The sequence below is a fragment of the Methylobacillus arboreus genome (assembly GCF_020532725.1).
Taxonomy (GTDB): Bacteria; Pseudomonadota; Gammaproteobacteria; order Burkholderiales; family Methylophilaceae; genus Methylobacillus; species Methylobacillus arboreus.
In genome coordinates, this window is record NZ_JAJAVC010000011.1 from 206,682 (window position 1) to 233,422 (window position 26,741).

The 26,741-nt window shown below is 55.2% G+C and carries 30 protein-coding genes; 12 read left to right on the plus strand and 18 right to left on the minus strand.

Annotated elements, in window-relative coordinates; all coding sequences use genetic code 11:
- The first annotated feature begins 437 nt into the window (after positions 1–437).
- The 4 genes from LG198_RS12005 (at position 438) to LG198_RS12020 (ending at position 4,141) form a co-directional block, all read left to right on the plus strand.
- A complete protein-coding gene (locus LG198_RS12005; RefSeq protein WP_230343420.1) occupies positions 438–734 on the plus strand; it encodes a hypothetical protein in 297 nt (98 codons plus the stop codon).
- A 148-nt stretch (positions 735–882) separates the two neighbouring features.
- Positions 883–3,069 (plus strand): VTT domain-containing protein, encoded by a 2,187-nt coding sequence (locus LG198_RS12010; RefSeq protein WP_230343421.1) that lies wholly within the window; start codon positions 883–885, stop codon positions 3,067–3,069.
- Between the two features lie 29 nt (positions 3,070–3,098).
- Positions 3,099–3,806, plus strand: coding sequence for an endonuclease/exonuclease/phosphatase family protein (locus LG198_RS12015; protein WP_230343422.1), 708 nt, complete (start codon positions 3,099–3,101; stop codon positions 3,804–3,806).
- Positions 3,807–3,883: 77 nt separating this feature from the next.
- A complete protein-coding gene (locus LG198_RS12020) occupies positions 3,884–4,141 on the plus strand; it encodes a hypothetical protein (RefSeq protein ID WP_230343423.1) in 258 nt (85 codons plus the stop codon).
- 248 nt (positions 4,142–4,389) lie between these two features.
- Here LG198_RS12020 and LG198_RS12025 read toward each other — a convergent pair whose 3' ends face one another.
- A complete protein-coding gene (locus LG198_RS12025) occupies positions 4,390–5,280 on the minus strand; it encodes an SDR family oxidoreductase (RefSeq protein ID WP_230343424.1) in 891 nt (296 codons plus the stop codon).
- A gap of 310 nt (positions 5,281–5,590) precedes the next feature.
- Here LG198_RS12025 and LG198_RS12030 point away from each other — a divergent pair, with 310 nt between their 5' ends.
- From LG198_RS12030 to LG198_RS12040, 3 genes are read left to right on the plus strand one after another with little or no spacing between them, the layout of a single operon-like run.
- On the plus strand, positions 5,591–6,103 hold the full coding sequence (locus LG198_RS12030) for a DUF2231 domain-containing protein (protein WP_230343425.1): 513 nt from the start codon (positions 5,591–5,593) through the stop codon (positions 6,101–6,103).
- Between the two features lie 59 nt (positions 6,104–6,162).
- The gene (locus tag LG198_RS12035; RefSeq protein ID WP_230343426.1) at positions 6,163–6,483 is read left to right on the plus strand and encodes a copper resistance CopC family protein; all 321 of its coding nucleotides are present in this window, start codon (positions 6,163–6,165) and stop codon (positions 6,481–6,483) included.
- A gap of 2 nt (positions 6,484–6,485) precedes the next feature.
- The gene (locus tag LG198_RS12040; RefSeq protein WP_230343427.1) at positions 6,486–7,328 is read left to right on the plus strand and encodes a CopD family protein; all 843 of its coding nucleotides are present in this window, start codon (positions 6,486–6,488) and stop codon (positions 7,326–7,328) included.
- Here the strand turns inward: LG198_RS12040 and LG198_RS12045 are convergent.
- From LG198_RS12045 to LG198_RS12075, 7 genes are all read right to left on the minus strand, one after another.
- Complete coding sequence (locus tag LG198_RS12045) at positions 7,306–7,854, minus strand: hypothetical protein (protein WP_230343428.1); 549 nt, start codon at positions 7,852–7,854, stop codon at positions 7,306–7,308. The two genes, LG198_RS12040 and LG198_RS12045, sit on opposite strands and share 23 nt — an antisense overlap.
- The gene (locus LG198_RS12050; RefSeq protein WP_230343429.1) at positions 7,851–8,510 is read right to left on the minus strand and encodes a c-type cytochrome; all 660 of its coding nucleotides are present in this window, start codon (positions 8,508–8,510) and stop codon (positions 7,851–7,853) included. Before LG198_RS12050 ends, LG198_RS12045 begins: the two co-directional genes overlap by 4 nt.
- On the minus strand, positions 8,507–9,112 hold the full coding sequence (locus tag LG198_RS12055) for a cbb3-type cytochrome c oxidase subunit II (RefSeq protein ID WP_230343430.1): 606 nt from the start codon (positions 9,110–9,112) through the stop codon (positions 8,507–8,509). The genes LG198_RS12050 and LG198_RS12055 overlap by 4 nt, the downstream gene beginning before the upstream one ends.
- A complete protein-coding gene (locus LG198_RS12060; RefSeq protein ID WP_230343431.1) occupies positions 9,109–10,593 on the minus strand; it encodes a cbb3-type cytochrome c oxidase subunit I in 1,485 nt (494 codons plus the stop codon). Before LG198_RS12060 ends, LG198_RS12055 begins: the two co-directional genes overlap by 4 nt.
- Positions 10,590–10,838, minus strand: coding sequence for a cbb3-type cytochrome oxidase assembly protein CcoS (ccoS, locus tag LG198_RS12065; RefSeq protein WP_230343432.1), 249 nt, complete (start codon positions 10,836–10,838; stop codon positions 10,590–10,592). The genes LG198_RS12060 and ccoS overlap by 4 nt, the downstream gene beginning before the upstream one ends.
- A 441-nt stretch (positions 10,839–11,279) precedes the next feature.
- Positions 11,280–11,762 carry a DUF2269 family protein gene (locus LG198_RS12070; RefSeq protein ID WP_230343433.1) on the minus strand — a complete coding sequence of 161 codons (483 nt, stop codon included), beginning with the start codon at positions 11,760–11,762 and terminating at the stop codon, positions 11,280–11,282.
- Positions 11,740–13,050, minus strand: a complete 1,311-nt coding sequence (locus LG198_RS12075) for an SDR family oxidoreductase (protein ID WP_230343434.1) — start codon at positions 13,048–13,050, stop codon at positions 11,740–11,742. Before LG198_RS12075 ends, LG198_RS12070 begins: the two co-directional genes overlap by 23 nt.
- A 187-nt stretch (positions 13,051–13,237) precedes the next feature.
- On the opposite strand from LG198_RS12075, the gene LG198_RS12080 reads away from it, so the two are divergent.
- Positions 13,238–13,636: a hypothetical protein gene (locus LG198_RS12080; protein WP_230343435.1), complete on the plus strand. Its 399-nt coding sequence runs from the start codon at positions 13,238–13,240 to the stop codon at positions 13,634–13,636.
- Here the strand turns inward: LG198_RS12080 and LG198_RS12085 are convergent.
- Together LG198_RS12085 and LG198_RS12090 are read right to left on the minus strand one after the other, a co-directional pair.
- Complete coding sequence (locus LG198_RS12085) at positions 13,633–13,866, minus strand: hypothetical protein (RefSeq protein ID WP_230343436.1); 234 nt, start codon at positions 13,864–13,866, stop codon at positions 13,633–13,635. The two genes, LG198_RS12080 and LG198_RS12085, sit on opposite strands and share 4 nt — an antisense overlap.
- 48 nt (positions 13,867–13,914) lie before the next feature.
- Positions 13,915–15,087: a zinc-dependent alcohol dehydrogenase gene (locus LG198_RS12090; RefSeq protein ID WP_230343437.1), complete on the minus strand. Its 1,173-nt coding sequence runs from the start codon at positions 15,085–15,087 to the stop codon at positions 13,915–13,917.
- 331 nt (positions 15,088–15,418) lie between these two features.
- Between LG198_RS12090 and LG198_RS12095 the strand changes: the two genes are divergently transcribed.
- The 3 genes from LG198_RS12095 (at position 15,419) to LG198_RS12105 (ending at position 17,319) form a co-directional block, all read left to right on the plus strand.
- Positions 15,419–16,696 carry a cytochrome P450 gene (locus LG198_RS12095; RefSeq protein WP_230343438.1) on the plus strand — a complete coding sequence of 426 codons (1,278 nt, stop codon included), beginning with the start codon at positions 15,419–15,421 and terminating at the stop codon, positions 16,694–16,696.
- A complete protein-coding gene (locus LG198_RS12100; protein WP_230343439.1) occupies positions 16,686–16,880 on the plus strand; it encodes a hypothetical protein in 195 nt (64 codons plus the stop codon). The genes LG198_RS12095 and LG198_RS12100 overlap by 11 nt, the downstream gene beginning before the upstream one ends.
- Positions 16,881–17,070: 190 nt before the next feature.
- Entirely contained in the window at positions 17,071–17,319 is a 249-nt protein-coding gene (locus tag LG198_RS12105) for a hypothetical protein (RefSeq protein WP_230343440.1), read from the plus strand.
- Between the two features lie 72 nt (positions 17,320–17,391).
- Here LG198_RS12105 and LG198_RS12110 read toward each other — a convergent pair whose 3' ends face one another.
- The 8 genes from LG198_RS12110 to LG198_RS12145 all read right to left on the minus strand — a co-directional run bounded on the left by LG198_RS12110 (position 17,392) and on the right by LG198_RS12145 (position 25,130).
- Entirely contained in the window at positions 17,392–17,826 is a 435-nt protein-coding gene (locus LG198_RS12110; protein WP_230343441.1) for a GlcG/HbpS family heme-binding protein, read from the minus strand.
- 73 nt (positions 17,827–17,899) lie between these two features.
- Positions 17,900–18,805, minus strand: coding sequence for a cytochrome c oxidase assembly protein (locus tag LG198_RS12115; protein ID WP_230343442.1), 906 nt, complete (start codon positions 18,803–18,805; stop codon positions 17,900–17,902).
- Positions 18,802–19,212, minus strand: coding sequence for a hypothetical protein (locus LG198_RS12120; RefSeq protein ID WP_230343443.1), 411 nt, complete (start codon positions 19,210–19,212; stop codon positions 18,802–18,804). Before LG198_RS12120 ends, LG198_RS12115 begins: the two co-directional genes overlap by 4 nt.
- Positions 19,213–19,241: 29 nt before the next feature.
- On the minus strand, positions 19,242–19,853 hold the full coding sequence (locus LG198_RS12125) for a cytochrome c oxidase subunit 3 (protein WP_230343444.1): 612 nt from the start codon (positions 19,851–19,853) through the stop codon (positions 19,242–19,244).
- A complete protein-coding gene (ctaD, locus tag LG198_RS12130; protein WP_230343445.1) occupies positions 19,850–21,742 on the minus strand; it encodes a cytochrome c oxidase subunit I in 1,893 nt (630 codons plus the stop codon). The genes LG198_RS12125 and ctaD overlap by 4 nt, the downstream gene beginning before the upstream one ends.
- A 4-nt stretch (positions 21,743–21,746) precedes the next feature.
- Complete coding sequence (gene coxB, locus LG198_RS12135; protein ID WP_230343446.1) at positions 21,747–22,787, minus strand: cytochrome c oxidase subunit II; 1,041 nt, start codon at positions 22,785–22,787, stop codon at positions 21,747–21,749.
- Positions 22,784–23,296 (minus strand): c-type cytochrome, encoded by a 513-nt coding sequence (locus LG198_RS12140; RefSeq protein WP_230343447.1) that lies wholly within the window; start codon positions 23,294–23,296, stop codon positions 22,784–22,786. The genes coxB and LG198_RS12140 overlap by 4 nt, the downstream gene beginning before the upstream one ends.
- Entirely contained in the window at positions 23,280–25,130 is a 1,851-nt protein-coding gene (locus tag LG198_RS12145; protein WP_230343448.1) for a methanol/ethanol family PQQ-dependent dehydrogenase, read from the minus strand. Before LG198_RS12145 ends, LG198_RS12140 begins: the two co-directional genes overlap by 17 nt.
- 387 nt (positions 25,131–25,517) lie before the next feature.
- Here LG198_RS12145 and LG198_RS12150 point away from each other — a divergent pair, with 387 nt between their 5' ends.
- Complete coding sequence (locus LG198_RS12150) at positions 25,518–26,609, plus strand: mechanosensitive ion channel family protein (RefSeq protein WP_230343449.1); 1,092 nt, start codon at positions 25,518–25,520, stop codon at positions 26,607–26,609.
- Positions 26,610–26,741 lie beyond the last annotated feature (132 nt).

Consider the following 26,741-nt stretch of genomic DNA (forward strand, 5'->3'; position numbering starts at 1 on the left):
GCTATCTGGCGATAGTGGTCAATCACTTGCATGGGAACGGAATGACAGGTCTTTTGCAATCTATCTGAATGTTGGTGTTGTACGGGCGTGCACGCGACGACTCTCACCATAGTCAATGCTTTCTGCTTGGGTTGGTAGAAGGACAGGCCATGGCGAACGCTGTAGATGCATGAAAACGCCAAGCCAGTGAGCTCATCATAAGAATGAGGGCAAGCTGTTACCGATAAGTAAGCTACTGATTTACTTGTAGGATTTATTCTACGTGGTGGATATTTTTTTATTTAAATCAGTGTGTTGAATGGTTATTGCTGATTTTGTGCTGTGTTGCAAGCAATTGGTTTTAGCGGTTTCATTGGCAATATGCCGATAAGGGGGATTGCCCCATCGACGCTGTTTCCACAAGTGACAGTTATGAATCAGGCACTGGAGGAGAGGAAATGAGCAAATGCCGAATATCCATCGCCGCCTTTTTTACGGCGGCTATGCTTGCCATGAGCGCGCAGGCTGATCCTGCGCCGGTAGACAACGTGGTTCCGCCCTGTGATGACTCTGCCGCGACCGACAAACCGGACTGCAAAACCGATTCAGATAGCGTGAAGGTTCCCCCTCCCATGCCAGGCGAGCGCGAAAGTGTGATTGTCCCGCCTGAAGTGCCAGCCGAGGGATTGCCCAACGACCCTCGCACCAGGACGCCGGATATTGAAGATAGAAAAATACCCAAGAACAAGAAATAGCTATGCCTGCTGCGGGATATCCAGATAGCGTGGGTTTAGGGCGGCTGACAATACTCAGCGAAGCGGCCATGGCTAGCCAGTGGTACGACAAGGCAGAAGCAACAACGCCAGGAGAATTTTGTTAGAGGCCCTTATCCAGGAGAAACCGATGCAGCGTACTTCAGCCTCAGACCCACCCCTTGCCACGGCATTGTTCCGGGTGGGACACAATTGCTGGAAGCATGCCCGTGCCAGCCACATGGCGCCCGTCATTGATTGTGCCAATTATTACCGTGCCCTGCATGAGGCCATTTGCTGCGCGCGGCATTCCATTTTTATCCTGGGGTGGGATATAGACAGCCGGATTGACCTGATCCGTGGTACCGAGGCGGAGGTGCAATCCTGTCCAACCACATTGTTCGAGTTGCTGCAGTGGAAGGCAAAACAGACGCCAGACATCCGGATTTACCTCAATCGCTGGAATTACTCGGTTTTCCTGGCGGCGGAAAGGGAAAGCTTTTCAGAGGCAAAATGGAAGTTGAGCGGGCCGGACAACCTGCATTTTCTCTTTGATGATCAATTGCCGCTAGGCGCCAGTCATCATCAGAAAGTGGTGGTGATTGACGATGAGCTGGCATTTTGCGGTGGCATGGATGTGGCGATAGCCCGTTGGGATAACCGCCACCACCACCCGCATAACCCAGATCGTGCCGACCCGGATGGCAGCCTGAAAATGGGCATGGAAAAGCGCTTTAATCCTTATCATGATGTGCAGGTTCTCGTGGCAGGGCCTGCTGCTGCCGTGTTGGCGCGGTTGGTGCGCTACCGCTGGCATTTTTCCCGTGGCAAGCGAGCCGTGGCCATGCGCCCACTGCAAGGCGATGAATTGCCTGCCAGTTGGCCGGCCAGCGTCAAACCGGTCATGCAACAGGTGGGGCTGGGCGTGGCATTGACCATGCCGCATTTCCACCGGCAACCGCAGATTCGCCAGATTGAGCGGCTGTACCTGGACATGATTGCCCAGGCGGAGTTTTTCATCTACATGGAAAACCAGTTTTTTACGCAGAGGCGAATCGCCCAGGCCTTGAATCAAAGACTGCGGGAGAATCCCAGGCTCAAGGTATTGCTTGTCAGTTGCTACAATGCGCAAGGCATCATGGAGCGCAAGGCCATGTTCCACGCCCGGGTGATTTTCCGGCAGCTTGTCGAAGCTCACGGCGTGGCCGACCAGGTGGCCCTGGCTTATCCTGTTAGCTGTGAAAACGGTGAGGAAATACCCGTACGCATCCATTCCAAGCTCATGGTGGTGGATGACCGGTATATGCGCATCGGCTCCAGCAATATCAATAACCGCTCCATGTCCCTGGATAGCGAATGCGATATTGTCATCGAGGCCGAGAGCGATGTGCAGCGTCAGCAGGTTGCAGCCATGCGCAATGACCTGATTCGCGAACATACAGGGCTGGAGCTGGCCGAAATCGAGCGCATCGTGAGCCTGGATGTGCGGGTTGCAGAATTTCTTGTGCAGTTGCCGCATAGCCGCCAGCATTTGCGCAGGATCAACGATGAGCGTTACCGCCGGGAGCGTTTCACCCGGCTTGCCAGGCGTTTTGCCGACCCTTCCCGCCCCATATTGCCAGGCCTGCTTACCTCGCGGCGTGTATTCAGCGGCATGAAACGGCAAATTCCTTTCCGTCTCATCATTGCCATTACGCTGGTGGCGGCAATTGCTTTGTCCTGGAAAGTGACGCCTTTGTCCGAGTTTGCTACGCCGGAAAAGATAGTCCCGCTCCTGGAACAGTTGCAAAACACGGCATGGGCGTTTCCTGCCGGCATAGCCGCCTATGTGGTGGGCACATTGATTTTTCTGCCTCATGTGGTTATGACGGGGACGGTTGTGATCGTCTTTGCCCCGGTTGAAGCATTTCTGGTCGCCATGCTGGGGTCGTTGATCAGCGTCAGTATTGGCTGGGCGGCCGGCTTGGGACTTGGGCAAAAGTCATTGCGGGCCATGCTGGGCAAATATGCCGGGAAAATATCGCAATACGCCAGGGATGGCGGCGTGATGGGCCTGACCCTGCTGAGATTGCTGCCGGTGGCGCCATTCACTGCGGTCAACCTGGCGCTGGGGATGATGAAGGTGCCTTACATCACGCTCCTGATCGCCACCTTGCTGGGCCTGCTGCCTGGCACGCTGGTCTCGGTATTTATCGGCCAGTCCGCACTGGCGCTTTTCAAAAATCCTGATGTCGGTAATTTTGCCTTAGTGGGCGCCGGCCTGTTGCTCTGGGGCCTAGTGATTGCCGGGACTCATTTTATCGCTCGGCGCTGGCAGAAAAATCTGCCTCAGGATTAAGAATTCTTACTGTCTCAAAGCGATCATGCATGCAAAGAATAAGACTACTTTGTTTCAATATTCACGGAGGGCGCAGCCTGGATGGCAGGCGGGATCTGAGCCGCATTCATGGCCTGATGCAAAGGCTGGATATCGATATCGGTGTTTTCCAGGAAATGGAAACCCGTCATTCGCACGGCGGCCTGGTCACGGACGTGGAGACACTGGCGGGCCCGGAGCGTCCTTACCGCCTGGCCTGTCCCAGCATGGAGGAGGGAGAGGGCTGGTATGGCAACCTGATCGTCAGCCGCTACCCCATCATCCGTGGGCTGTTGCATAACCTGGAGACGCATCCCAGCCTTGAGCCGCGCCATGCGGCCGATGCATTGATACAAGGCCCATTGGGGAAACTGAGGGTAATTGGCACTCATCTCTCGCTTTCTATTTTTGAGCGCAGGTCCGAGGCGCGCAATCTGATGAGGTTGATGCAGGCGGTGGAAGAGGAAGAGCGTAGCCCTATCCTGCTGATGGGGGATATCAATGAATGGCAGGTGCCGTCGTCCCTGTTGCGCTATCTCAACCGGCAGCTCACGCCTTTGCCCTGCAAGCCGACATTTCCTTCGATCTGCCCGATATTCCGGCTGGATCGGGTCTGGCATGATGCGCCGGGCATCAAGGTCACGGCTCACCGGTTGCCAGGTGAGGGAATCAGGCGTTTATCGGATCATTTGCCCTTAGTGGTGGAACTTGAATATTGAAGTGCAGGCATTTGATGAAAAAAGCGTAGATAGAATCAATTTCAATACCTCATGCCTGCATGGCGCAAGGAGTCAGTATGGATTATCTTGATTGGTTGCAATGGCCCGCGATGATTGTCACCATCGCCGCCGCATGGCTGGTGGGGTCAGCTTCCAAATACCGGCGCAATTGGGGTTTCTGGGTATTCATTCTGAGTAACTTGCTCTGGGTAGCTTGGGGGTGGCATGCGCAGGCATATGCCCTGATTCTCCTGCAGTTTGGCTTGGCTATCATGAATATCCGGGGCGTATGCAAAAGTGCCCCTCCCACTGCCGGGACAGAGAAAACTGAATAGTCGATACGACTACGCTTTGCTAGGGGAGTGATGTTCAATGCCCCGCCGGTGTTCTTGACAGCTTAAGAGACGTTATTGCCGTTTATGAATCCGGCGGGGAAGTGCCTGGCCGATCCTGCTTGCGCAGGTTTCAGCCACCTCCTACGCCCAGCCGGATAAGCAGCCGGGTTAGGAGGTTGGCAGTAAACCCCGTAAGCACAATAAGCAGGACAATACATATGGCAAGGTCGACATATTGGCTCATTGCTCTATCCATTTACAACTGATCCGCCATTGGGATGGATGACTTGCCCGGTCAAGTAAGAACCATCATTGGAGGCAAACAGCACATAGGCAGGAGCAACCTCACTGGGTTGCCCGGGCCGTTGCAGCACGGTATCGTGGCCAAACTCCTCTACTTGCTCGGCACTGAAACTGGCTGGAATCAATGGTGTCCAGATCGGACCAGGTGCCACCGCATTAACGGTGATGCCCCTTTCGCCCAGGTCTACAGCAAGCGAACGCGTGAAGGAGACAATCGCGCCTTTGGTGGCGGAATAGTCAAGCAGAGCGGGGTGGCCCTTATAAGCGGTGACCGAGGCAGTATTGATGATCCTAGCGCCTTTTTTCAGGAAGGGCAGGGCCGCCTGGGTCAGGTAGAAAACGGAAAAAATATTGGTGCGGAATGTATGTTCCAGTTGAGCTGGAGTAATATCCGCGAGACTGGCTTGTGGATATTGCTGGGCGGCATTATTCACCAGGATATCGAGTTGGCCCAATTCCTGCAGGGTCTTTGCTATCAGTTCTGCAGCAAACTGCGGGTCGCCCACGTCGCCCTGGATGGCAATTCCCTTGCCGCCTTGTTCGCGGATCAACGCTAAGGTCTTTTCCGCATCCTCTGTTTCATCGTCGCTCAGGTAGTTGATGACGACATCGGCGCCCTCTATTGCAAAATGAACGGCAACGGCCCTGCCGATTCCGCTGTCTCCGCCTGTAATGAGCGCAACCTTGCCTTCAAGTTTCCCGCTGCCCCGGTAGGCTGGGTCGATATATTGCGGCCGTGGTTCCATTTGCGTCTCAACTCCGGGCTGCTGGCGCTGATGCTGGGCGGGCTGGTCGATATCGCGATGGTCTTTTTCGGGATTGTAATCCAGTGTCATGTCGTTCTCCTTTTGGTTAGAGGAAGGTGTCAATTCAAAGAACCATTAAAAGTGGATTTATCCTAGGGGGATAGAAGCGGGAGTTTCATCCTAATACGTCCTATTTTCCTGTGAGAATCATGAAACAAGCACGGTGATCCTCAACTCTGGCTTGACTGGGTATGGATGGGGTTCAGGCGTGAGGAAAGAAAGGACGGCTTGTCAGCGGTTTCTGTCATGAAATTCAGGATTGTCTGCTCCCACGATTGGGCAAGTAGGAGCTAGATTCCCTTTAGTTCGGCCTATCCTCAACCAGATAAGGAGAAACACGATGGACCCCGTTTATTCTGCCGGCAGTGGCACGAAAGCAGCATTCAGGCGTCATCCCTTACACCCCATGCTGGTTTCTTTGCCGATAGGGTTCCTGATCGGAGCATTGGCAAGCGATATTGCGTTTGCCGTTCTCGAAAACCCATTCTGGGCTGAGGCTTCATTCTGGTTGTTGATAGCGGGCGTGGCCGGCGGGATACTAGCCGGGATCACCGGCATCATCGAATTGCTGGGAGTGAGACGGGCCCGTAGGCTGCCGATGGCCTGGCTGCATGGGTTGATCAATCTCGGCGTGCTGGGAGTGACATTTGCCAATATCTGGTTGCGTTCAAACGATATACAGGCGATTCTGCCATTTGGCCTAGGGTTGTCACTGGTGACAGGTGCCATGCTGGGCGTTTCAGGCTGGCTTGGTGGTGAAATGACATTCCGGCATGGTATCGGGGTATCGGAACAAGTGGGCGATCCTCAGCTTGATGAGGGCAAGCGCAAAGTGCATGTGCAGCAGAGCTGATAGCTGGAGGCTGACAAGTGATAATGTGCGGTAAAAGCAGGATTTTGCAGCGGTACCTCATGCTTGGTTTATTGCTGCTTCCTCTTTTTGCGTGGAGTCATAGCAAGCTGGTTTCCACCGAGCCTGAGGATGGGGCTGTCCTGAGTGCGCCTCCAGAAACGGTGACCTTGCATTTTAGTAAACCGATAGAGCCGCGTTTCCATCAAGCCGAACTGCAACAAGGCACTGCCTGGGTTGCCTTGGCTTCAGAGGCTGGGCCAAGAGCGCTGGTTATCAAGATGCAGGATGCTGGCACCATGCATGAATACCGCATCCGCTGGAGCGTGATGGCACGCGACGGTCACCGCCAGCAGGGAATGTTGCGCTTTTCCATTCAATAGGCATGCCATTCTTATTTGACCATGTCCACTTGCTTGATGGCGCGCTGGCGCGGGCAGGGGCGTATATGGCCTTGGCTATGATCGGCGGCATTGGGTTATGGGAATTGCGTTTTCGGCGGCCGCTGGTCTGGGAGGGTTATTTCCGTTGGAGTGCACTCGCGCTCGGCACAATTGCTTTGCTGCTCGCTCTCAACAGTGCTGCGTCGAATGGAGAGGATTACTTCAATGCAGAGGCGATGGCTGTCGCCGGCATTGGGGATATGGCCGAACTCCTGATACATAGCGCCTTCGGGCGGGCCTGGCTGGTGTACTGGCTTTTTTTATTGCTCGCGGCTGTAAATCCAGGGCAGCGGCTGGGCTGGATATGCGCGCTGGTCATGCTGGGGGCATTGGTGTTTGCTTCACATGCCGGAGAGTTGGGCATGATGCACTGGGTGTTCTGGATTGATCTTGTACATATGGCCTGTGCATTGCTGTGGTTAGGTGGGTTGACCCTTATGCTGGTGTTCAGGCTTTCTGGCAGTGAATGGATTTCTCCTGTTGAGTTCAGTTTCTTTTCCAGCGTGGCCTTGCCTTTGTTTGCAGTAACCTTGGCCAGCGGACTAACAAGAGCCGTGCTGCAATACATGGAGGAGGGCGGGCTAGTTTTGACATATGCGGCCATGCTTATACTCAAGCTGGCTGCCGTAACGGCAGTGGCGGTTTGCGCGTGGTTCTTGAGACGTTTGCTGCAGCGGCCCGGTTTCAGCATGGCACGTTATGATAACGGCCTGAGCCTGGAATTCTTTTTTGCCCTCACGCTGCTCTTGTTCACCGCGTTGCTTACCCAGCTTCTGCCAGGGTGAGCGGTGCCTGGTCGGAAGCGATTTCCTCTCCGCCATGGAGGGTGAATATCCGCGCGATACGTGCGGCTTCCTCCGGCGGTTGCAGATACACCAGCAGTAGCATTGCGTCGTTCCGTTGCGTGGCACGCTGCATCAGCGTATTGGTATCGCTCTCGCGCAGCCAGCCATACAATGCCCCGAGCGCTGCCCCCACGATAATGCCGATATCCGGCCCTAACAACTGCACCAGCGCCAATGAGTTTGTCACCTCATATCCTGCAAGCAGGATAATGACCAAGGTCAGCGCAGAGCTGATCAGCAAACCGGCCAATGCGCCCTTGCCGGTCCAGGCAAACCAGCTGTCGGTATTTTTTCTTGCCTTGAGGGCGGGGAATTTTGCAGCAGCTTCTTCCGACAGGGCGACATCGATCAGGTCGCGCGGTATGCCCAGCCGCAGGCAATCCGACAGAACGTTATCCACTTGGCGCTGATCCGTGAAAAATCCCGAGACGGTGAGGGATTCCTTGAGTTTTGCATGCGGTTTCATGTTCCCAGCGCCTCCAGCTCGGAAGCCGTCCAGGGCGTTTGCCGATCCTTGGTCTGTTCCCGGATTTTCTTTACCAGGGCTGCATCTATCTTGTCTGCCTGGTTTTCGCCCAACTCGGTGCGTATGTGGTTGATGACCGCTGCAATTTCCTCATCCCCCAGTTGCGATTCCCAGGGCGGCATGATGCCGTTGTAGGTTTGCCCGGCCACCTTGATTTCTCCTTGCAGCCCGTGCAGCACGATGCGCACCAGCACTTCAGGGTCCCCCAGCACATATTCCGCACCTGCCAGCGGCGGAAATGCGCCCGGAACGCCCTGGCCGTTGGCCTGATGGCAACTGGCGCAGCGGCTGCCGAAAACAGATGCGCCGGACACTGTCGAAGCCTGGGTATTTTCCTGGGCTTGATCCTTGGAGCCACCGTCATGGAGAAAGCCGATATGCGCGGCATTATCCAGCCTGCCCATATGCCGGCCAAGATAGAAGGCGCCGACTACCAAAGCCAACACGACAAAAATATAAAACCAGGTAGGCCCCTTGATCGTATCTTCGAAAGGTTCTGCAGTTTCGTGCATGGCTTCGTCATGCAAGGCCAGGGTGGATACTTCGTTTTTCTCCGACTGGATAGGTTGGTCGTGCTGACGAGTCTCATCATTCATGGCTGCACTTCCTTTTGATCTTCATTGGAGGGGGCGGGATAGTCGTGCCGCAAGCTGATGAGATAGTCCACCAGGGCCTCAGCCTCTTCACTGACTACCACTACGCCATTGCCGGGCGCAAAAGGCTTGGGTACCTCCAGCACCTTGTCGCCCGGATCCGCCTTGGGCTTATGCCGGAACAGGAAAGGAAAGGCAGGCATGATGGACCAGGGCACCAATGCACGCGGCTGGTATAGGTGCAGCAAGTGCCAATTGCGGTCCGGCAGGCGCGCGCCTACGTTGAAAAGGTCAGGCCCGGTGCGCATGGTGCCGAGGAGGTGAGGTTTATCATGAATGTAATCCTCCGGCACGGAAGGCCTCGACCCTAGGCCCTTGCTGATGTCGGCGGTAAAGCTGGGATCGCGGACCTGCTGGGTATGGCAATAGATGCAGCCGTTGCTGATATAGAGGCTGCGCCCGGCAAGTTCCTGCTCGCTCGGCGGCTTGAGCTGCGGTGGCGCCTGCAACTGTGACAGCATGCTCTTGGGCAGGATCACCAGGACAACCAGGGCGAATATCACGGTCGCCATTGCCCCCATGATCAATACGAGCAAGCGGGTCATGGCGCCCTCTTTTTCACAAGCACGGGCTTGAGTTCAAAGAAAGGCGGTTGGCGCGTCAAGCTGCCACGGTGCGTGAAAGCCAGCAGGTAGGCATGGTAGGCAAAAACGATATGGCCGGCTGAAATGATGACAGCGGCAACGCTGCGCATAAGCAGCCACGGCCGCGTGCTTGTCACGGACACCTCGAAGCCTTCGCTTGGCGCAAGCAGGCTCAAGCCCTGCAATACTCCGCCTATACCCAGCGCCACCACATAAAGTATCATGCCGCCGCCCACAAGCAGAATATGCGCGCGTACCAGCCGCGTGCTCGGCCATTCCTTTTTCAGCACGCGCGGCAGGATGTAATACATGCCGCCGAACAGGGACAGCGTCACGAACATGTAAAGCCCGAGGTGTGAATGGGCAATAGTCCAATGCGTGAAGTGGGTGATGCGGTTGACGCTGACCAGCGCCGTGAGAATGCCTTGCAGCGATACTGCGGTATAGGACATGGCGGCGATCACCGCCAACGTCAGCGCAGGCGAATAGCGCATGGCGCCAAAGCGGCCGACCACCGTCATGTGCTGATTGATGCCCACGGCGACCACTGGGATGATCATCATGATGCTGGCGGTGATCGAGGTGGCGATCATCCATGATGGCAGCGGCCCGCCGATCAGGTGATGCATGCCGTTGAGCGCATAAAACAGGGCCAGGCCCCAGAACCCGACCAGCGACAGCCAGTATGAGTAGATCGGGCGGCCGATGATCTTGGGCAGCAAGTAATAAATCAGCCCGAGGTTGATGGTGGTGAGCCATAATCCGAGGGCATTGTGGGCATAGAACCAGTTGACCGCGGCAGACTCCACGCCTTGGTAGATAGGCAAATTGCCCGCAATGAAGATGATGAGAAACCAAGGGTAAGAAGCTGCGACATACCAAACCGAAACATACAAATGATGTACCCGGCGTGCTGCCAGTGTCCGCCAAATCGAGGCACCCACAAGCGCTGCACCCGCCACCAGTAAGGGGTCTGCCCATTGGCCGTCCAGTTCCAGCCATTCAAGGCCATCGCTATAACCGGCGATCAATAGCACGGTGCCTACCGCCAGTCCCAAGGTCCAGATAAGGATGCCGGCTGTGGCGGCTGTAGCCCAACGCAGTCGGGTGCGGCAGAGCCTGGGCATCAACCAGAGCGAAATCGAGAACATCGCGGTGGAGGCCCAGCCGTAAACCATGACGTTGAGATGGGCGGGCCGGATACGGCCGAACGTGAGGTAGGCTTGCTCGGAGAGAAGGTCGGGACGATCGAACTTGAAACTGCTGATATCCCCCAGCACTGTACCCACCAGCAGCCATACTACGGCGATAAAGAAGCCAAGTAGTACCGGTTGCCTGCCGGAGTGGTCATAGGCGGCGACTTCATCCGCGCTTACCCTGATCTTGCTGTGTTCCAGTGTACTGTCCTGCTGCGTGCGCGGCGAGGCAACGGTTTCTGTCATAGCCAGCGCTCCCATTCACGATTGGGATTGTTTAATAACCCTCCATGCTGCTCTAGCCGTTGCTGGGCCTGCTTGCGGTTTTCCCAAGGACGGAAGTAACGCATCTCGTCCGCCTCGAAAATGGAGTCAGCCATTGCGTCGACATGGTCGAATTGTCCGGAGGTCAGGGCCATGAACAAGAAGATTAAGGGAGGGATTCCCACTGCAAGGCTAAGCAAGATGATGACAAACGAATTGGCAAGCATTCCAGTTCCTGTTGATGGGTAAAAACCATACTCAATGAAATGACTTTATAAAGGTGAACCTGTACCGCTGCCAGTCCTCGCTTTTCCGAAAGCAATGTCGGATAAAACAACATCTTGCCAATGGGCTGATGGAGAAAGGTAGGCGAAAGCCTCGTGCAGAAGGCTTCTCGGAAGAGCTGATGGTTGGTTGCTGTGTTACGTGGGCAGTAGTGTTTTCCCATACCAATCCGGCATCGATCAGCGGACTAGCCTCAGGATTGGACCCCGCGCCATGGCGTCTTATTGCAAATGCTTATTGTGGGAGAACATGACGTTCTCCTTTGCGTATCGAAGAACCCGGTTTTAGTGAATCGGAATGGTCAATCTAAGAAGCAGGGAAGGCAGGCTTCATGAGACCATACCTGTTTTTGCTGTCGAAAGGATTAATGGGTAGGAGGGATATTAAATAATCACAGTATTAAGCGGCTTTACCGTCATCAGGTAGAACACGCATAACAAGGAAATGAATGCCGGAATGCCCAGCAGTATCCAATAGCGCAGGTAGCGCCAGTAAAGCGCAGGTAACCGCTGATGGCCGTCTGCTGCCTGGGCTGCCATCCTGTGCATACGGATCTGCAGCCATACTACCGGCAACCAGCAGGCACCCGCGAGCAGGTAAAGCGCGATGGACCAGGCAATCCAGCCCTGCGTAAGGGGATACCCGGCGAGATGGATCAGGTAGAAGCCGGTGAGAGGCTGCAAGATGATGGCGGGCGTCGTGAATATCCAGTCGGCCAATACGACCAGTCGCACTACATTGGCAGTCGTTCTTGCATCGGCAGACAGGCTGGTGGCAAGCATATAGAAGGCCGACCCAATACCGGTGCCGAACAATATGGTGGAAGAGACGATATGCAGCCACTTAACGGTGAGGTAGTCCATCATCGCGCTCCAGCTTCAGTAATGCGAAGATCAGGGCAAGCATAGGCAGGTTCTTGAGCAACGGGCCGAAAGGATGCAGCCAGAAAGCCGGGACAAACCAGCTCAGGATCAAGGTATAGCCTACGATGACTGCAATTTGCAGTTTCCAGAGCAGGCGGCGCTTGCGCAGTAATAAGGTGGCGATGCCCAGCGCGATGTCCATGCAAGCCGCGCCATAAAGCGCAATGCTCGCTGCCAGGCCGGTCAGCCCCACCTGCGCCAGCAGCGCATAGCTCTCCTGTACCGGGTAAATACCCAGCGACAGTACGCCGGTGACGATCCATACCAATGCAATGCTGAACCTGAGCAAGGGCAGCAGCCATCCCAGCAACGCAACCGCACGAAAGCCTTCGGCCTCCGCCGGGCTGATGAATGACTCGACCGGTGTGGCATCCCGGCCGAGGAAAAAATGCATATTGTCCGCCTCTGCGGTGTTGCCGCGTTCCAGCATTGCCAATGTATCCGGTGTAAGCAGGCTGGATGGCAGCCATTGTCCTATACGCGCTGCAAGCCCTGTAACCGCGCGATGCACACTGAGCATCCTAAGTCGGCCAAGCTCCATCTGCCGCCGCAGGGCTGCGCAGTATTCATGCATGGTGACAGCCTCCGGGCCGACGACAGGAATGGTGATAGGCCCCGCTGGATTGAGCGGAACCAGGGCCTGGACCAGGCTGGCAACATCACGAATGTGGACCGGTTGTACATACTGGCCGCCTCCGCCTGGCAATGGCAGCAACGGCAGGCTTGAAAGTGTCGTGAACAGGCGTGCACTGGTACCATCCGGTCCGAAGACCAGAGAAGGCTGCAATATGAAGGCTGGCATGTCCAAGGCCCTGAGTGCGTCATCAGCGGCTTTCTTGCTCAGGTGATAGGCGTTGGCAGCGGCCTCGTCCGCCCCCAGTGCGGAAAACTGGATAACCAGCCCCACTCCCGCCTGCTGACATGCCTGGAACAAGGCAATGGGAGTCTGCTCGTGCACTGTGCGGAATGTCTGGCTGCCATGCTCGCGCAGCAAGCCTACGGCATTGATCACGACCTCCACACCGTCGAGTACCGGCAGCCAGTCCCGTGTCTCTTTTCCCTGGGTGAAATCGGTCTCGATATAGCGCACATCAGGATCATGGCCTGCAGGCAGCTTGCGCACTCCGGCAATGACATCATGACCTTGCTGGCGCAGCGCCGGCACGAGGTGGCGCCCGAAAAAACCGTTTGCACCCAGTACCAGTACAGTCTTGGTTGCTCTGGCTTCCACGGGTGACAGGTCAGGTGCTGACGGTGTTGAACTTGTGTGCCGTGCCAGGGCTCTATGTAAAGAGCCCGAAACGCTTGAAGCAAACTTATTCAACCAGACAGTGAGACGCCTCATGCCGACAGTATTATGCAAGCGAGGGTTGAGGTCAGGGACATATGCCAGCATAAGTTCGGCATTGGCGCTGGCGATGGCAGGAAAACTCGAAAATAAGGCATATGCGGCTCCTATCAATGCGATCAGTCACTGGATATGGGGTGATGACGCTGCCCGGCACGACAAGGCAGACTTGCGCCATACCCTGGTCGGCTACGGCATTCATCATGCCTCCGCCACTTTCTGGGCCATCATCTACGAGCATGCCACCAAATCGCGGCCAGTCGGCAATGCCGTGCAGTTATATGCCGATGCGGCTGTCATCTCCGCCTTGGCGTGTTTTGTCGATTACCACCTGACGCCCCACCGTCTTAGGCCGGGATATGAAATGCGCCTCTCGCGCATGTCGCTGCTTGTTGTATATGCCGCTTTTGCGTTGGGCCTCGCCAGGCAGAAGCTCAGCCGTCAACCGGCAGGCGTAAACCGTGCCTAATAGGTAATCGGGCGGCAGACTATCTTGTCTATCATGCCATTGGCTGATCTGTTGGTTTCGATACCATAATCGCTTCCTATAGTCCCTAAGACTGCCACGACGATTTTCTGAAAATCCTCCAGCGCGGCGAAAGAGTCATCAACAGGCTTGATCACGAACCCCTGGCCTTCAGGAATGTCTTCAGCGAGATGCAGGGGGGAAGATGTCTTGAACTCGCTTATGTTTGCCATGATTGCTTCTTTCTATAATGTAATGGAAGACAAGGCGGTATTCGGAAGTCAATGCAGGCCTGGCGTCAGCACAACCTTGCGGCAGCTTTCTTCCGCATCATTGAAAATGCGGTAGCCCAACGGCGCATCTTCCAACGACATGCGATGGGTGATGATATCGGCAGGATGCAGGTCGCCGTTTTCAATGAATTCCAGCAGTTCAGGCAGGAAGCGGTGCACATGGGTCTGGCCCATCTTAAACGTCAAACCTTTGTCGAAGGCATCCCCAAGAAGGAAGCCGTGGATAAAGCCTGCATATACGCCGGGGATACTGACTGTGCCGCCACGCCTGGTGGCGGCAATACATTGGCGGATCACTTTGCCGCTGCTGGTTTCCAGCTTCAACGTCGTCAGGGCGGTTTCCACCACGCTGCCTTTGGCCTCAAATCCCACGGCGTCGATTGAGGCGTCCACGCCGCGGTGCGCAGTATGTTCCAGAATGTACTCGGCTGGGTCTTCGATTTCGTCCAGATTGATGCTGATCGTATTGTATTGGGCCTGGGCGAAATCCAACCGGTATTGCAGGTCATCAATCATGAAAATAGTCTCGGCTCCGAGCATGCGGGCACAGGCGGCGGCCATCAGCCCGACCGGACCAGCACCGAAAATGGCGACGCTGCTGCCTGCCCCGATATCTGCATTGAGTACGGCCTGATAACCTGTAGGCAGGATGTCGGTCAGAAACAACACCTGCTCGTCTGCCAGGCTGCCATTGATCTTGAAAGGCCCTACATTACCTTGCGGCACGCGTACCAGCTCGGCCTGCCCGCCAGGAATGCCGCCATATAGGTGGCTATAGCCAAACAAGGCTGCAGGCGGCGTACCGCTTTTCTTGTTCAGGCTGGCACCAGTGCCGGGATTGGTGGTTTCACAGGCGGCGAATTGCTGCTGGTCGCAAAAATAGCAGTGACCGCATGCAATCACGAAAGGAATAATCACGCGGTCGCCTTTTTTCACCTGGGTGACAGCTTGGCCCGTATCTTCGACAATCCCCATGAATTCATGCCCAAGGATATCGCCATCGTGCAACTGCGGAATTTTGCCGCGGTAAAGGTGCAAGTCCGATCCACAAATGGCAGTAGAAGTTACGCGGATGATGACATCGTCAGGTGCTTGCAGGATAGGGTCGGGCACTGTTTCGATCCGGACATCTTTACTACCATGGTATGTAAGGGCACGCATTAGAAACTCCTTTTAGTTACGTGGTTAAGACAGCATGTCCATACCTGCCGAGTAAAAACCGGATGAGTCAGTCACCTATATCTCTCATGTCGGACGGGGAAAAACATATCCCATGCTAGCCAAAGTACGGAATATAGGTTCATCCGCCCTTTGCTGATAGCGTTGTAAGAATTCCATTACATTGTGTATGCATGGCACGGTCCATACATGGCACGGTAATGTCCTCTTACATGAGAATCCGACAAGTTCCTGTATTTGTCATGATGAGTATGTTTAACAATCGCGCTCAATTGTTTGCCTATCCATCTTGAATCTTACCAATGGAGTATTCATGACTAGTGGCGCGACTAGCCCTCCGCTCGAAAGCAGCTATGCGCTCTGGAAAAAGGGATATACCTTTATTGGCAATACTTGCGATACGCTTGGAGTAAATGCCTTCAAGACCCGCTTGCTACTGCAGCCAACTATCTGCATGAAAGGTGAAGCCGCGGCCCGGCTTTTTTACGATAACGATAAATTTCTGCGGGCAGGCGCAATGCCAGCGCGTGCGCAAAAAACATTAGTGGGAATAGGGGGCGTGCAGGGGTTGGATGGCCAGGCGCATCGTCACCGTAAACAGATGTTTATCCGTGAATTGATGTCCCATGACCATATCAGCCAGCTTGTCGTTTTGCATCACGAGTATTGGCGCGAAGCAATACAACAGTGGAGTCCGGCCAGGCAGATTGTGCTGTTTCAAGAAGCACAAAGGCTGCTATGCAAAAGTGTTTGTGCCTGGGCGGGCGTGCCTCTGGCGGAGAGAGACCTTAGCTGGCGGGCACGCGAGTTCGGCTACATGATAGACAGTGGCGCAAGGCTGGGGCTACACCATTGGCGAGGTAGAAAGGCACGCAAGTCCTGCGAGCGCTGGATCGGTCAACTGATCGAGGATATTCGCCACTATGGCAAACGGGAAGAAGCAAGCAGCATATTGCAGGCGGTGGCCTGGCATCATGATGAACAGGGAAAACTACTGCCACAGCATATCGCGGCCGTGGAGTTGATCAATATATTGCGTCCCACGGTCGCAGTCGCGCAACTTGCTGTATTGAGCGCTATGGCATTGCATGAGTTTCCCGCCTGTAGGCAGAAGCTGCAGCAGGGCGATGCACATTATCTGGATTGGTTCGTGCTCGAAGTCAGGCGCTTTTATCCTTTCTTTCCCTTTCTTGCTGCAATAGTGAGTCATGATTTCCATTGGGAGGGCATCGATTTCAAGCAAGGACAACGTGTGCTGTTGGATATTTATGGTACGCATCGAGATCCCAGTCTTTGGCAATATCCGGACCAGTTTATGCCGGAACGCTTTAAAAGTTGGGATGGCAACAGTTTTGGATTGATCGCCAACGGCGGCGCTACTTATGACTATCATCACCGTTGTCCGGGCGAGTGGGTGACGATTGCACTTATGAAAACCATCACCCAGGTGCTGGTGCATGAGTTGGAGTACACGGTGCCGGAACAGGATTTGCAGTTGAATCTCGGCAGCATCCCGGCCTTGCCGCCAAGTGGATTCATTATCAAGCCCGCATTGATTGCGGCAAATTTGGAGAAGAACTATGCAAGCTAATGAATTGACACGCCTACAATGGAAAGCACTGGATAAAGTGCGTGAAGCCGAACAGCAAGGGCACGCGGCAGAAATTGCCGATGGCTTGCGCGACTTCCTTGTTGCGCAGGAACTGATCCTGCCTGCGATAGACCAGCATCACCGCATTACAGAAAAGGCCAAGTCGTTGTTTCAGGCAAGATAATCCCCCAAGTTTGAAGCCAGCTGGTACGGTGTTGATCCCTTGCTCGGCTTGGGTTTTTCCGTATTTGTGGCCGTTGGGTTTTCAGACAAAGCCAGGCGATATATTCCAGAGATGTTTCAGCATATGACCTACATTCTGTATTGAAACCGTCGGTTAGGCTGACCTTTCATTCATCTGAAAGGAACACACCATGAAATCCGTATTATGCACGATTGCCTTGAGTCTCGGCCTTGGCCTGGCGCCGGCCTATGCCGAGGAAATCAACCCGCGCGCACTAGATGACGCCAATACCCACAAGGGACAGGAAAAAAAGGCGAGTACGGATGGAAAACAGAAAGCTGTGGAAAATGCGACTGACCAGCAGGCAGATCCCAATATCAAACGCCATCACAATGATCAGCGCAGCGATCAGCCCCGTTCAGGGCAAGAGCGCCGTTAAGGCCAATACCCCTCCGCTATTTGTGTACAACCGGCCCGCAGGCGCCTGACTGGCGCTTGCGGGTGTTGACGTTCAAGTCCGCCATGGGTGCTTAGGCAGGTCGCAACTGCCGGCCGCCTCCGCACCGGCCTTGGCAACAATATGGTCATTCTCTACCGTGTCGCCGCTGACACCAATGGCACCCACCAATACTCCCTCGTCGTCCACGATAGGCAATCCACCTGGAAAGGTGATAAGGCCCTGGTTGGAATGTTCTATGCCGTACAGGGGTTGGCCGGGTTGCGACAATTTGCCGATTTCGCCGGAAGGCATGGCGAAAAAGCAGGCGGTCTTGGCTTTCTTGACCGCGACGTCGATGCTGCCTACCCAGGCGTCATCCATGCGCGAAAACGCCTTGAGGTTGGCGCCCGAGTCGAGCACTGCGATACAGCTTTTCACGCCAATGGCCTCGGCCTTGCGCGTGGCCTGCTCGATAATGTTCCTGGCTTGTTCTATTGTGACATGCATGATACTTCTCCTCGGTGGTTGGTAAAGAATAGGTCGTGCTGGTTAATTTCGCTTATTTAAAACAGGCTGTCAGTCATCCGCTGGCCTGTTTTGTTGCAGGCCGGCTCCTGCTTTCCATGCTGAGCAGGCGATAGCAGATCGCCAGCGCTACCACTAGGTAGGCAAGTCCGCCCGGGATCCACATGATGAGCCCGCCCAGCTGCTGGTCCTGCAAGGCCAGTTCCAGGCTGCCTGCCGGCACAATGTAGCTGTGGTACCAGACTCTGCTCGAGAATGTCAGCAGGGCGCCGAGCAAGGCGGTATGAAGCGCGGTGGTGAACAGAGAAACCAGGCCCGATACGGCTGGGCTGCGCGTGCTGCTCTGGCTCATGAGCGACCACCAGAACAGCAATGCGGAAAAAAAGAAGCTGAGGTGCTGGAGGTCATGCACCAGCGGGTAATGCAATGCGGCCTCGAAAAATTCCGGGATATGCCATCCCCAGAGCACTCCTGCATGTATTGTCCATGCGCAGAGCGGGTTAGTCAGCATTCGCCAGAAGCGCGAGAAACTGCTACTGGAAGTCACCTTGCCGACTTTTGCCGCCGCGCCGGGGAAAGCCCATGCCCATATCGAAAGGGGCCGGGCAATGACGAAAAGCGGCGCGGCGATGATCATCAACAACTCATGCTGCACCATGTGCATGGAGAAATAGGCATTGCCCAAGGTATCCACGGGGGAAAACAAGGCCGCCACGAGCGTGGCCCAGGCAAGCAGGAGCGCCTTGACGCGCATGGGCGCGTAGTTGGTCGGCCTGCCTGCCTTGCGCATCATGCGGTAGAGGCCGGCGAGGTAGAGGACAAGCGCCAGCCCGACCGGGAGCGCCACCCAGTAATCCTGTAGCAGTTGCAGCCAGGGATTGGCATGATGGTGGCCGCCAATCGGGTGGGCCCACGCCTGTGCGGCATGGAGGCAGGCAATGAAGACGACAAGCCGCTTCATATGCATGGATCCAGCACCAGGACGGGCAACCACTGGATCACGATCACCAACAGGAAGAACAGGCTGAGCATGAAGCCTGCCAATGCCATGAATTGCCGTGGCGGCATTTCGCTTTCGCTCTCGCTGCCGCGCTTGTGCGATTGCGGGTTCTCGTTGATGCGGGCCAGGGTCTTGTGCAGTTGCAGGTTGTGCCAGCTCAGGTAGGCGCTTGTTGCGCTGAGCAAAAAAGCCACGAGGGTCGCGATATGCACCGGGATCAATTGCTCTTCCCGGCAGGACCAGTCAAGGATGGGATAAGCTACGCTCAACTGCAGGCTCCAACTGACGGGCCCCGCCAAGATGCATATCCAGAGCAATGCTAGTGCAAAGCTGGGATTGTGTTCCGCGATTTTGATCGGGTCACGCATGCTGATGATTCCTTTGTTCAGTCAACGCCTCAGCTCCAGATACGGGAGCCCAGGTAAATGGTCAGGTAAAGCGGTATCCAGGCCGCCGCGACGAAATACCAATAGAGCCCGTTCACGGTGACGGCGATCCTTTTTTCCGGCGTGAAGTAACGCCTGCGCGCAAGGTAAAGAATCACCAGCGTTTTTAAAATCACCGCAATGACGTGAGCGCTATGAAAGCCGATCATGAGCCATACTATCGAACCGTAGGCATGGGTGTCCCAACGGAAATCGACATGGCTGGCATACTCATAGGCCTTGATCCCGAGGAACACCAGCGCCAGGGCGATGCTCACCAGCGGCATCCATGCCAGCGGCTTGGGGTCACCGCGCTTGAAGGCCTTGTCGGTGAGGTAGACCGGCACCATGCTGGCGAGCAGGACCACGGTGGACAAGGTGGGCAGCAGCAGTTCCGGCGGGCTGGTGCCTGCGGGCGGCCAAGCGGCATGGTTGCCTTGCAGGTAGAAGAAGCTCGCGATCAGGGTGGCGACCACCGTGCCTTCCACTGTCATGAGCCCGACGATGCCCCACCACAACGGGGACCTGAATTCATAGCTGAAATCCGGCAGTTTGCTGGCGTCGATATCGGCATGCAGGCTCATTTTGCCGCTCCCAGTTGTTTAGGCCATATCCAGCCGGTAATGGCAATAAAGCAAAGCAGAAAGCCCAGCAGGGGGATGGCCATATGTACCATCAGGCCGGCAAAGGTGAGGGCGGTGGCAATCGCGAGCCAGAAAGGCCAGGGCGACGGGCCGGGCAGCGGCTGCCGCGCTTCCGGGTGCGACTCGAGAATAGAGGTGAGCAGGATTTCGCGCCGGTCGCTGCGGATGCCGGTGACCACCGGGTTCTGCTCGAGTCCGCCGGTGCCCGACCATAACGGGTAGCGGCTGTCCACGATCCTGATGTGGCGGAAATTGTACGAAGGAGGAGGGGAGCTGGTGGCCCATTCCAGAGTGTCCGCATTCCATGGATTGTCCCCGGCGGTTTTGCCGCGCTTGAGGCTGATTAATGCATTGGCCAAGGTCAGCAGGAAGCCCAGCGCAAGCACGGCGGAACTGATGCTGATGAAGAGGTTGGCCTCGTTCCAGCCGAGGCCGTCGAGATAGGTGTAGACGCGCCTGGGCATGCCGTCCAACCCGAGCTTGTGCATCGGGAAGAAGGTGAGGTTAAAGCCCGCGAAGGTGACCCAGAAACCAATCTTGCCGAGGCGCTCGTTCATCATGCGGCCGGTAAACTTGGGATACCAGTAGTACAGCCCGCCAAGCAGAGGGAACACCGCGCCGCCAATCAATACATAGTGAAAGTGTGCGACGACGAAATAGGTGTCATGCGCCTGCATGTCGAACGGCACCGAAGCCACCATCACGCCGCTGAGTCCGCCGATGATGAAAATGAGGAAAAAGCCCAGCACGTGCAGCAAAGGCGTGTCCAGCTTGGGTTTGCTGCCCCAGAGCGTGGCGATCCAGCAGAATATCTGCACGCCGCTCGGGATGGCGATCATGGCGCTGGATGCCGTGAAGAAGTTGGAGCCGAGCTGGGGCAGACCCGCCGTGAACATGTGGTGTACCCAGAGTCCGAAGCCGATGAAACCGATGGCGACGATCGAGAGCACGATGGGGATGTAGCCGAAGATGGGCCGCTGGGTGAAGGTGATGATGATGCTGGAGATCATGCCCAGGGCCGGGATGAAGATGATGTAGACCTCGGGGTGGCCGAAGAACCAGAACAGATGCTGCCACAGGATAGGGTCGCCCGAGGCCGCGGTAAAGAAATGCATGCCGGCCATGCGGTCCAGCGCGAGCATCAGGCTCGCGATCACCAACGGTGGCAGGGCGAATACGATCATGAAGGACATTACCAGCATGGCCCAGACGAAGATCGGCATGCGGTTGAGCGACATGCCGGGCACCTTGCACTTGAATATGGTGGCAATGATCTCGATCGCCGCCACCAGCGCCGAGATTTCCATGAAGGTGATCACCGTCGTGTAGAAATCCAGCCCCAGGCCGGGCGAGAAGCCGGCGCCGGCAAGCGGGGGATAGCTGAACCAGCCCGCGTCGGGCGCGATTTTCAGCAGCAGCGCAGCGTACATCATGACGCCGGCGATGAGGTAGATGTAGTAGCCGAAGGCGTTGAGCCGCGGGAACGTCATGTCGCGCGTGCCCAGCATGAGGGGAATGATGTAGACCGCGAAGCCTTCCATGACCGGGATCGCGAACAGGAACATCATCGTGATGCCGTGCATGGAGAATACCTGGTTATAGGTTTCCGGGTCCATGAAGTCGTTATCGGGCACCGCAAGCTGCAGGCGCATCAACAGCGCCAATATCACGCCCAGGATAAAGAAGACGAACCCGGTGACGATGAAGCGCATGCCGATATTGGTCTGGTTGACATGGGTGAACCAGGCGAAGAACCCAGGCGGGGACGACCAGGTGCGCTCTAGTTGCTGCGTTTCCTCGTCGTGGTGAATAGATGCTAAATCGGTCATTCCGCTACTCCAGGCTGAGCAAGTATTCGACAAGGTTGCCAAGGTCCTCTCCCACGAGCACGGTCGCCGGCATGTGGCTGCCGGGCTTGAAGCTCTGCGGGGAAAGAATCCAGGAAGACAGCGTTCCGGGCATGTTTTCCAGCGAGCCCGCCGCCAATGTTTTGCGCGAGCCGATATGCGTCAGGTCCGGCGCAACGCTGGCGAGGGCGCTAGTGCCGCGGATTGCGTGGCACATGGCGCAGCTTGAGCGCAGGAACACCTGCCTGCCCTTGTTCTCAGTTTCGGTGACAGGTTCGCGCGCTGGCTGCGCCTGCCGCTGCAGCCATGCTTCGAAATCCTCTTCAGGCACGGCATCGACGATAAAGGCCATCTTCGCGTGCTGCTTGCCGCAGAACTCGGTGCACTGGCCGCGATAGCTTCCAGGTCGGTCTGCCTTGACCCAGGTCAGGTTGCTTTTGCCCGGCACCATGTCCGTCTTGCCGTTCAATTGCGGAATCCAGAAACTATGGATGACGTCGCTGGCCTCAAGCGCGATGCGCACGGGCTTGCCGACGGGAATGCGTATCTCGTTGGCGGTTTTCGCGATGTGATTGCCTTCTGTGTCGAGGTAATCGACTTCCCACCACCATTGGTGGCCCGTGACCTTGATGGTCAGGGCATTTTTCGGCATGGGCGCGACGATCTCACGGTTGACCGCTGCGCTGGAGATGACGAAGACGGTCAATATCAAGGCAGGGATCACAACCCCCGAGATAAAGACCAGGTTGCGGCTCTGCGTAAAGGTCAGGGGCTTGGACTCGGTTTTATTCCTTGCCCTCAGTAATGCCACGGCCAGCATGGCCAACACAATGAAAAGGATGATGCCGCCAATGACCACCATACCCCAGAACAGGTTGGCAATCGCCGCTGCCAGCGGACCTCCGGGCTCTAGAGCGGATTGGCTCGCATACGCCGGGGAAAAAGCAGATACGAGCCAGATGATTGCTGCAACAATGCCTGGCAGTATGGATTTTGGCGATATAGCGTTTTTCTGCGGCGGGCTCATTGAGTTTCGCCCTCACGCAGGTCTGATTCCGCCTGGTCTTGCAACGGCCTGCTGCTGGCGCCAGCGGGCAGGTCCTTGTCCAGGCCGCCTAGCGAGCGTACATAGGCGACAATCTTCCATGCCTCCTGTTCGGGGATTTTTCCGTGGAAGGCAGGCATGCCGTTGGGACGCCCCTCCATGATGGAGGCGAAAATATGTTGGGGTTCGCTGCCATATATCCAGTGTTTGTCAATGAGCGGCGGGCCCATGCCGCCACCGCCGTTGGCATGGCATCCGACACAGTTGAACCAGCTATAGAGCCGCTTGCCCTCGTTGATCGCATGGCGGTTGTTCATGTAAGGGTGCTGCTTGACGGCAGCATCCTCGGTGCCGGGGCCGAACTCCGTCATCCTGGCCGCGGGCGGCGAGGGTGGGTTTTCTGCATTGCGCAGGGCGGCCTGATCCTCGCAGCCGCTCAACAGTAGCAGGAGGACAAGGCCCGCAGCAAGTTTGCTAAAGGGAGAAAACATACAATTGCCCTCCCTTGTCGGTGTGTTGCGGCAGGTCCTTCATGGCGTTGGCAAACCCCAGGGCAGCCGTGCCGTCGCGAGCATCGAGGCCGCCGGAGACAATGGCACCGGACCAGCCGCCCACGCCCGAGAAGATGGCCACGTACTGCTTGCCGTTCTTGTCCTTAAAGGTGACTGGTTGTCCGACAATGCCTGACCCGACGCGGTATTTCCAAAGCAGCTTGCCGGTCTTGGCGTCCACAGCCTTGAACCAGCGGTCCATAGTGCCGTAGAACACGATGTCGCCAGCGGTCGCCACCGTGCCGCTCCAGACCGGGAAGCTTTCCTCAATGCTCCATACCTTGCCGCCTGCGACCGGATCCCAGGCCGTGTAGACGCCACGGTGCCCGCCCGGGCCTGCAAACATCTTTACATCCGAGCCCACATAAGGTGTCCCTGCGATATAGTTGGCCTGTGTGCCGTGCATGTCCATGCAGAGGTTGTTGTGCGGCATGTAGATGAGCCCAGTCCTAGGCGAGTAGGCGGACGGCTGCCAATCCTTGCCGCCCGGGGCGGCAGGGCAGATGTTGTGCACGGTCTTGTTGGTGCCGGGCTGCTTGTCCTTTACTTTGCGCAAATGGCCAGTCTTGAGGTCGACGCCTTCCGTGACGTTGACCGGCACATAAGTGTTGGCGGACAGCACCTCGCCGCTGGCGCGGTCCATGACATAGACATGGCCGTTGCGTTCCGGCCTGACCAGCACCTTGCGTTGTTCGCCGTTGACGGGCAGGTCGAGCAGCAGGCTTTCGTTAACGCCGTCATAGTCATACAGGTCGTGCGGTTCTATCTGGTAGGCCCAGATGGCGCTGCCGTCGTCCGGACGGCGCGCGAACACCGTCAGGGTCCACTTGTTGTCGCCAGGCCGGAAATCCGGGTTCCACGGGCCGGGGTTGCCTGTACCGTAATAGACTAGGTCCAGTTCCGGGTCGTACGAGAGCCAGCCCCATACCGTTCCCCCGCCGATTTTCCACATTTCCGGCGGCCAACTGCTGGCACCGAGGTCTTGCCCTTGGTCCTGCGGGTAAAATGGCTTGAAATCCTCGCCGATCAATACCTCCTTGTCCGGGCCGGTGCTGTAGGCAGTCCAGAGCAGCTCGCCCGTCTCGGTATCCAATGCCTTCAGCCAACCGCGCACGCCCATCTCGCCGCCGCTATTGCCGACCAGCATTTTTCCTTTGACCACCAGCGGCGCCATGGTCATGGTTTCCCCGCGCTTGAGGTCGCCGACCCTGGTTTTCCACAGCTCCTTGCCCGTGGCTGCGTCCAGGGCAATGGCATGGTTGTCCAGGGTATTGAAGAACAGCTTGCCATCCACATGGACCAGGCCGCGGTTCACTACGTCGCAGCATGCCATCCCCTGGGATTCCTGGTGCGTGTCGGGTTTGTATTCCCATTTCTTGCTGCCGTCGAGTGATAGTGCATACACCGTGTTCGGGTAAGGCGTGACCACGTACAAGGTATCGTCCACGAACACCGGTGCTGCTTCATGCCCAGGCGTGAGGCCGGTCGAGAATGTCCAGGCCAGCTTCAGGTCCTTCACGTTGTCGCGGTTGATCTGCTCCAGGCCGCTGTATCGGGTGCTGGCGTAATTCTTGGCGGGCATGGTCCATTGTCCGTCTTCTTCTGCCTGTAACCAGGATGGAGGTTTCGACTTGTTATGCGGATAACTTGCAGCTTCTGTTTCGGAGGCTGTGCTTGCAGGGGCTGCTTGATCACTATCCTGGCTACAGGAAGCTGCAAAAAGACTGGTTAGCAATAATCCCGGATAAAGGAAAAATCCTTGGTAGTTGTGCACTGCAAGTTTCCTTTTTTTGTGAATTTGTGTAGCAGTTGGCAGGAAAATATTTATCTGTTGGTAGGAATTTTAGAAATTAAGTTTCAAATAAATTTTAAAAAATGACTCAATGTAATTAAATGTAAGTTGTTGGAATTTTATTGATGAAGCGCTGTTCCACAATATGCAGGTGTTTTAACTTGATGGGAATGTTTTTGTTAATTATCTCTGACATAAAAATAGGAGTTCGCCTTATTGAATTTCTATTCACATTAGAATCAGGAAGGAACGAATCTGAATGGAGAATATAGTTAAGGTTAAAATTGTGGAATTTATGGGGTAGGATAAAAGTACACGAGGTGATTGTTCGCAATATTTCTTGCTGTATGTCAGGAACAGGAGGATTGGATGGGTGGTTTATTGGAAAATAATTCTTTATCAGAACTACTTTCGAATGCATGGGTGATGGTAGCGATTATCACGATTTTTGTATATCTGATATTGGTCAACATTTTTCAGATTATTATCAAAAAACTATCAAAAATTACATTGAAAAGTAATAGTAAATTCAATGATATATTTGTTGATGTTCTGCAAAGTACACAAAAGTTGACTTTGGTTTTCATTGCTTTGTTGATCGGTCTAAAATTCCTGGATATTCCTCTTAAATGGGAAGTCAGGCTAACTAATTTAACATTTCTCGTCATTGGTGTTCAGATCGCGATATGGCTGAGTAAGGGCATCACGATTTGGTCCAGGATGCAGCTGCTGGAAAAGGAGAACTCAGTCCCGAATCCCGTTATCACATCTATGCTGAGCTGGATTCTGAAGATCACTGTCTGGTCGATCGTTATATTGGCTGTGCTTTCAAATATAGGTGTGAATATTACTGCTTTTGTGGCTAGCCTGGGGGTGGGAGGGGTTGCGGTTGCGTTAGCTGTTCAGAATATTCTGAGCGACCTGTTTGCTTCTCTTGCAATTGGATTAGACAAGCCTTTTGTCATAGGTGATTTTATTGTATTTGGAGAAGTTGCAGGAAGCATTGAAAGGATTGGGCTAAAAACCACACATATTAGAAGTATCAGTGGTGAGCAAATTGTTTGCAGCAATACCGAGCTTCTAAAAAATACCATTCACAATTACAAGCGCATGTCTGAACGACGAGTGGTGTTTAAATTTGGAGTAACTTACGATACGCCTCCGGAGACATTAAGGGAGCTGCCAAAAGTTGTGCAGGCTGCAATTGAAGAGCCTAAGGTTACCCGATTTGATAGGGCTCATTTTAAGGAGTTTGGCTCGAGCTCGTTGGATTTTGAAGTGGTCTATTTTATTAATTCCAGTGATTTCAATTTGTATATGGACACGCAGCAAGCGATCAATCTATATTTGATGCATGAATTTCAACGCCTTGGAGTTAAGTTTGCATTGCCAGTTACCACTGTGCATATCCAGGATGCCGCTTCATCAACTCCTGACACCAGAAATTCCGTGAAATTGTAAGCTGTGCCAAAGTACTCAGTCTGGCTTCAATATGATCAGGAAAACCAGTTGGGACTTTAGCAGAGAATAGTGGAGCGATGAGAGGGCGTATCTGCAACGCATTATTGGGACATGCAAAAATAATTCAGCGTC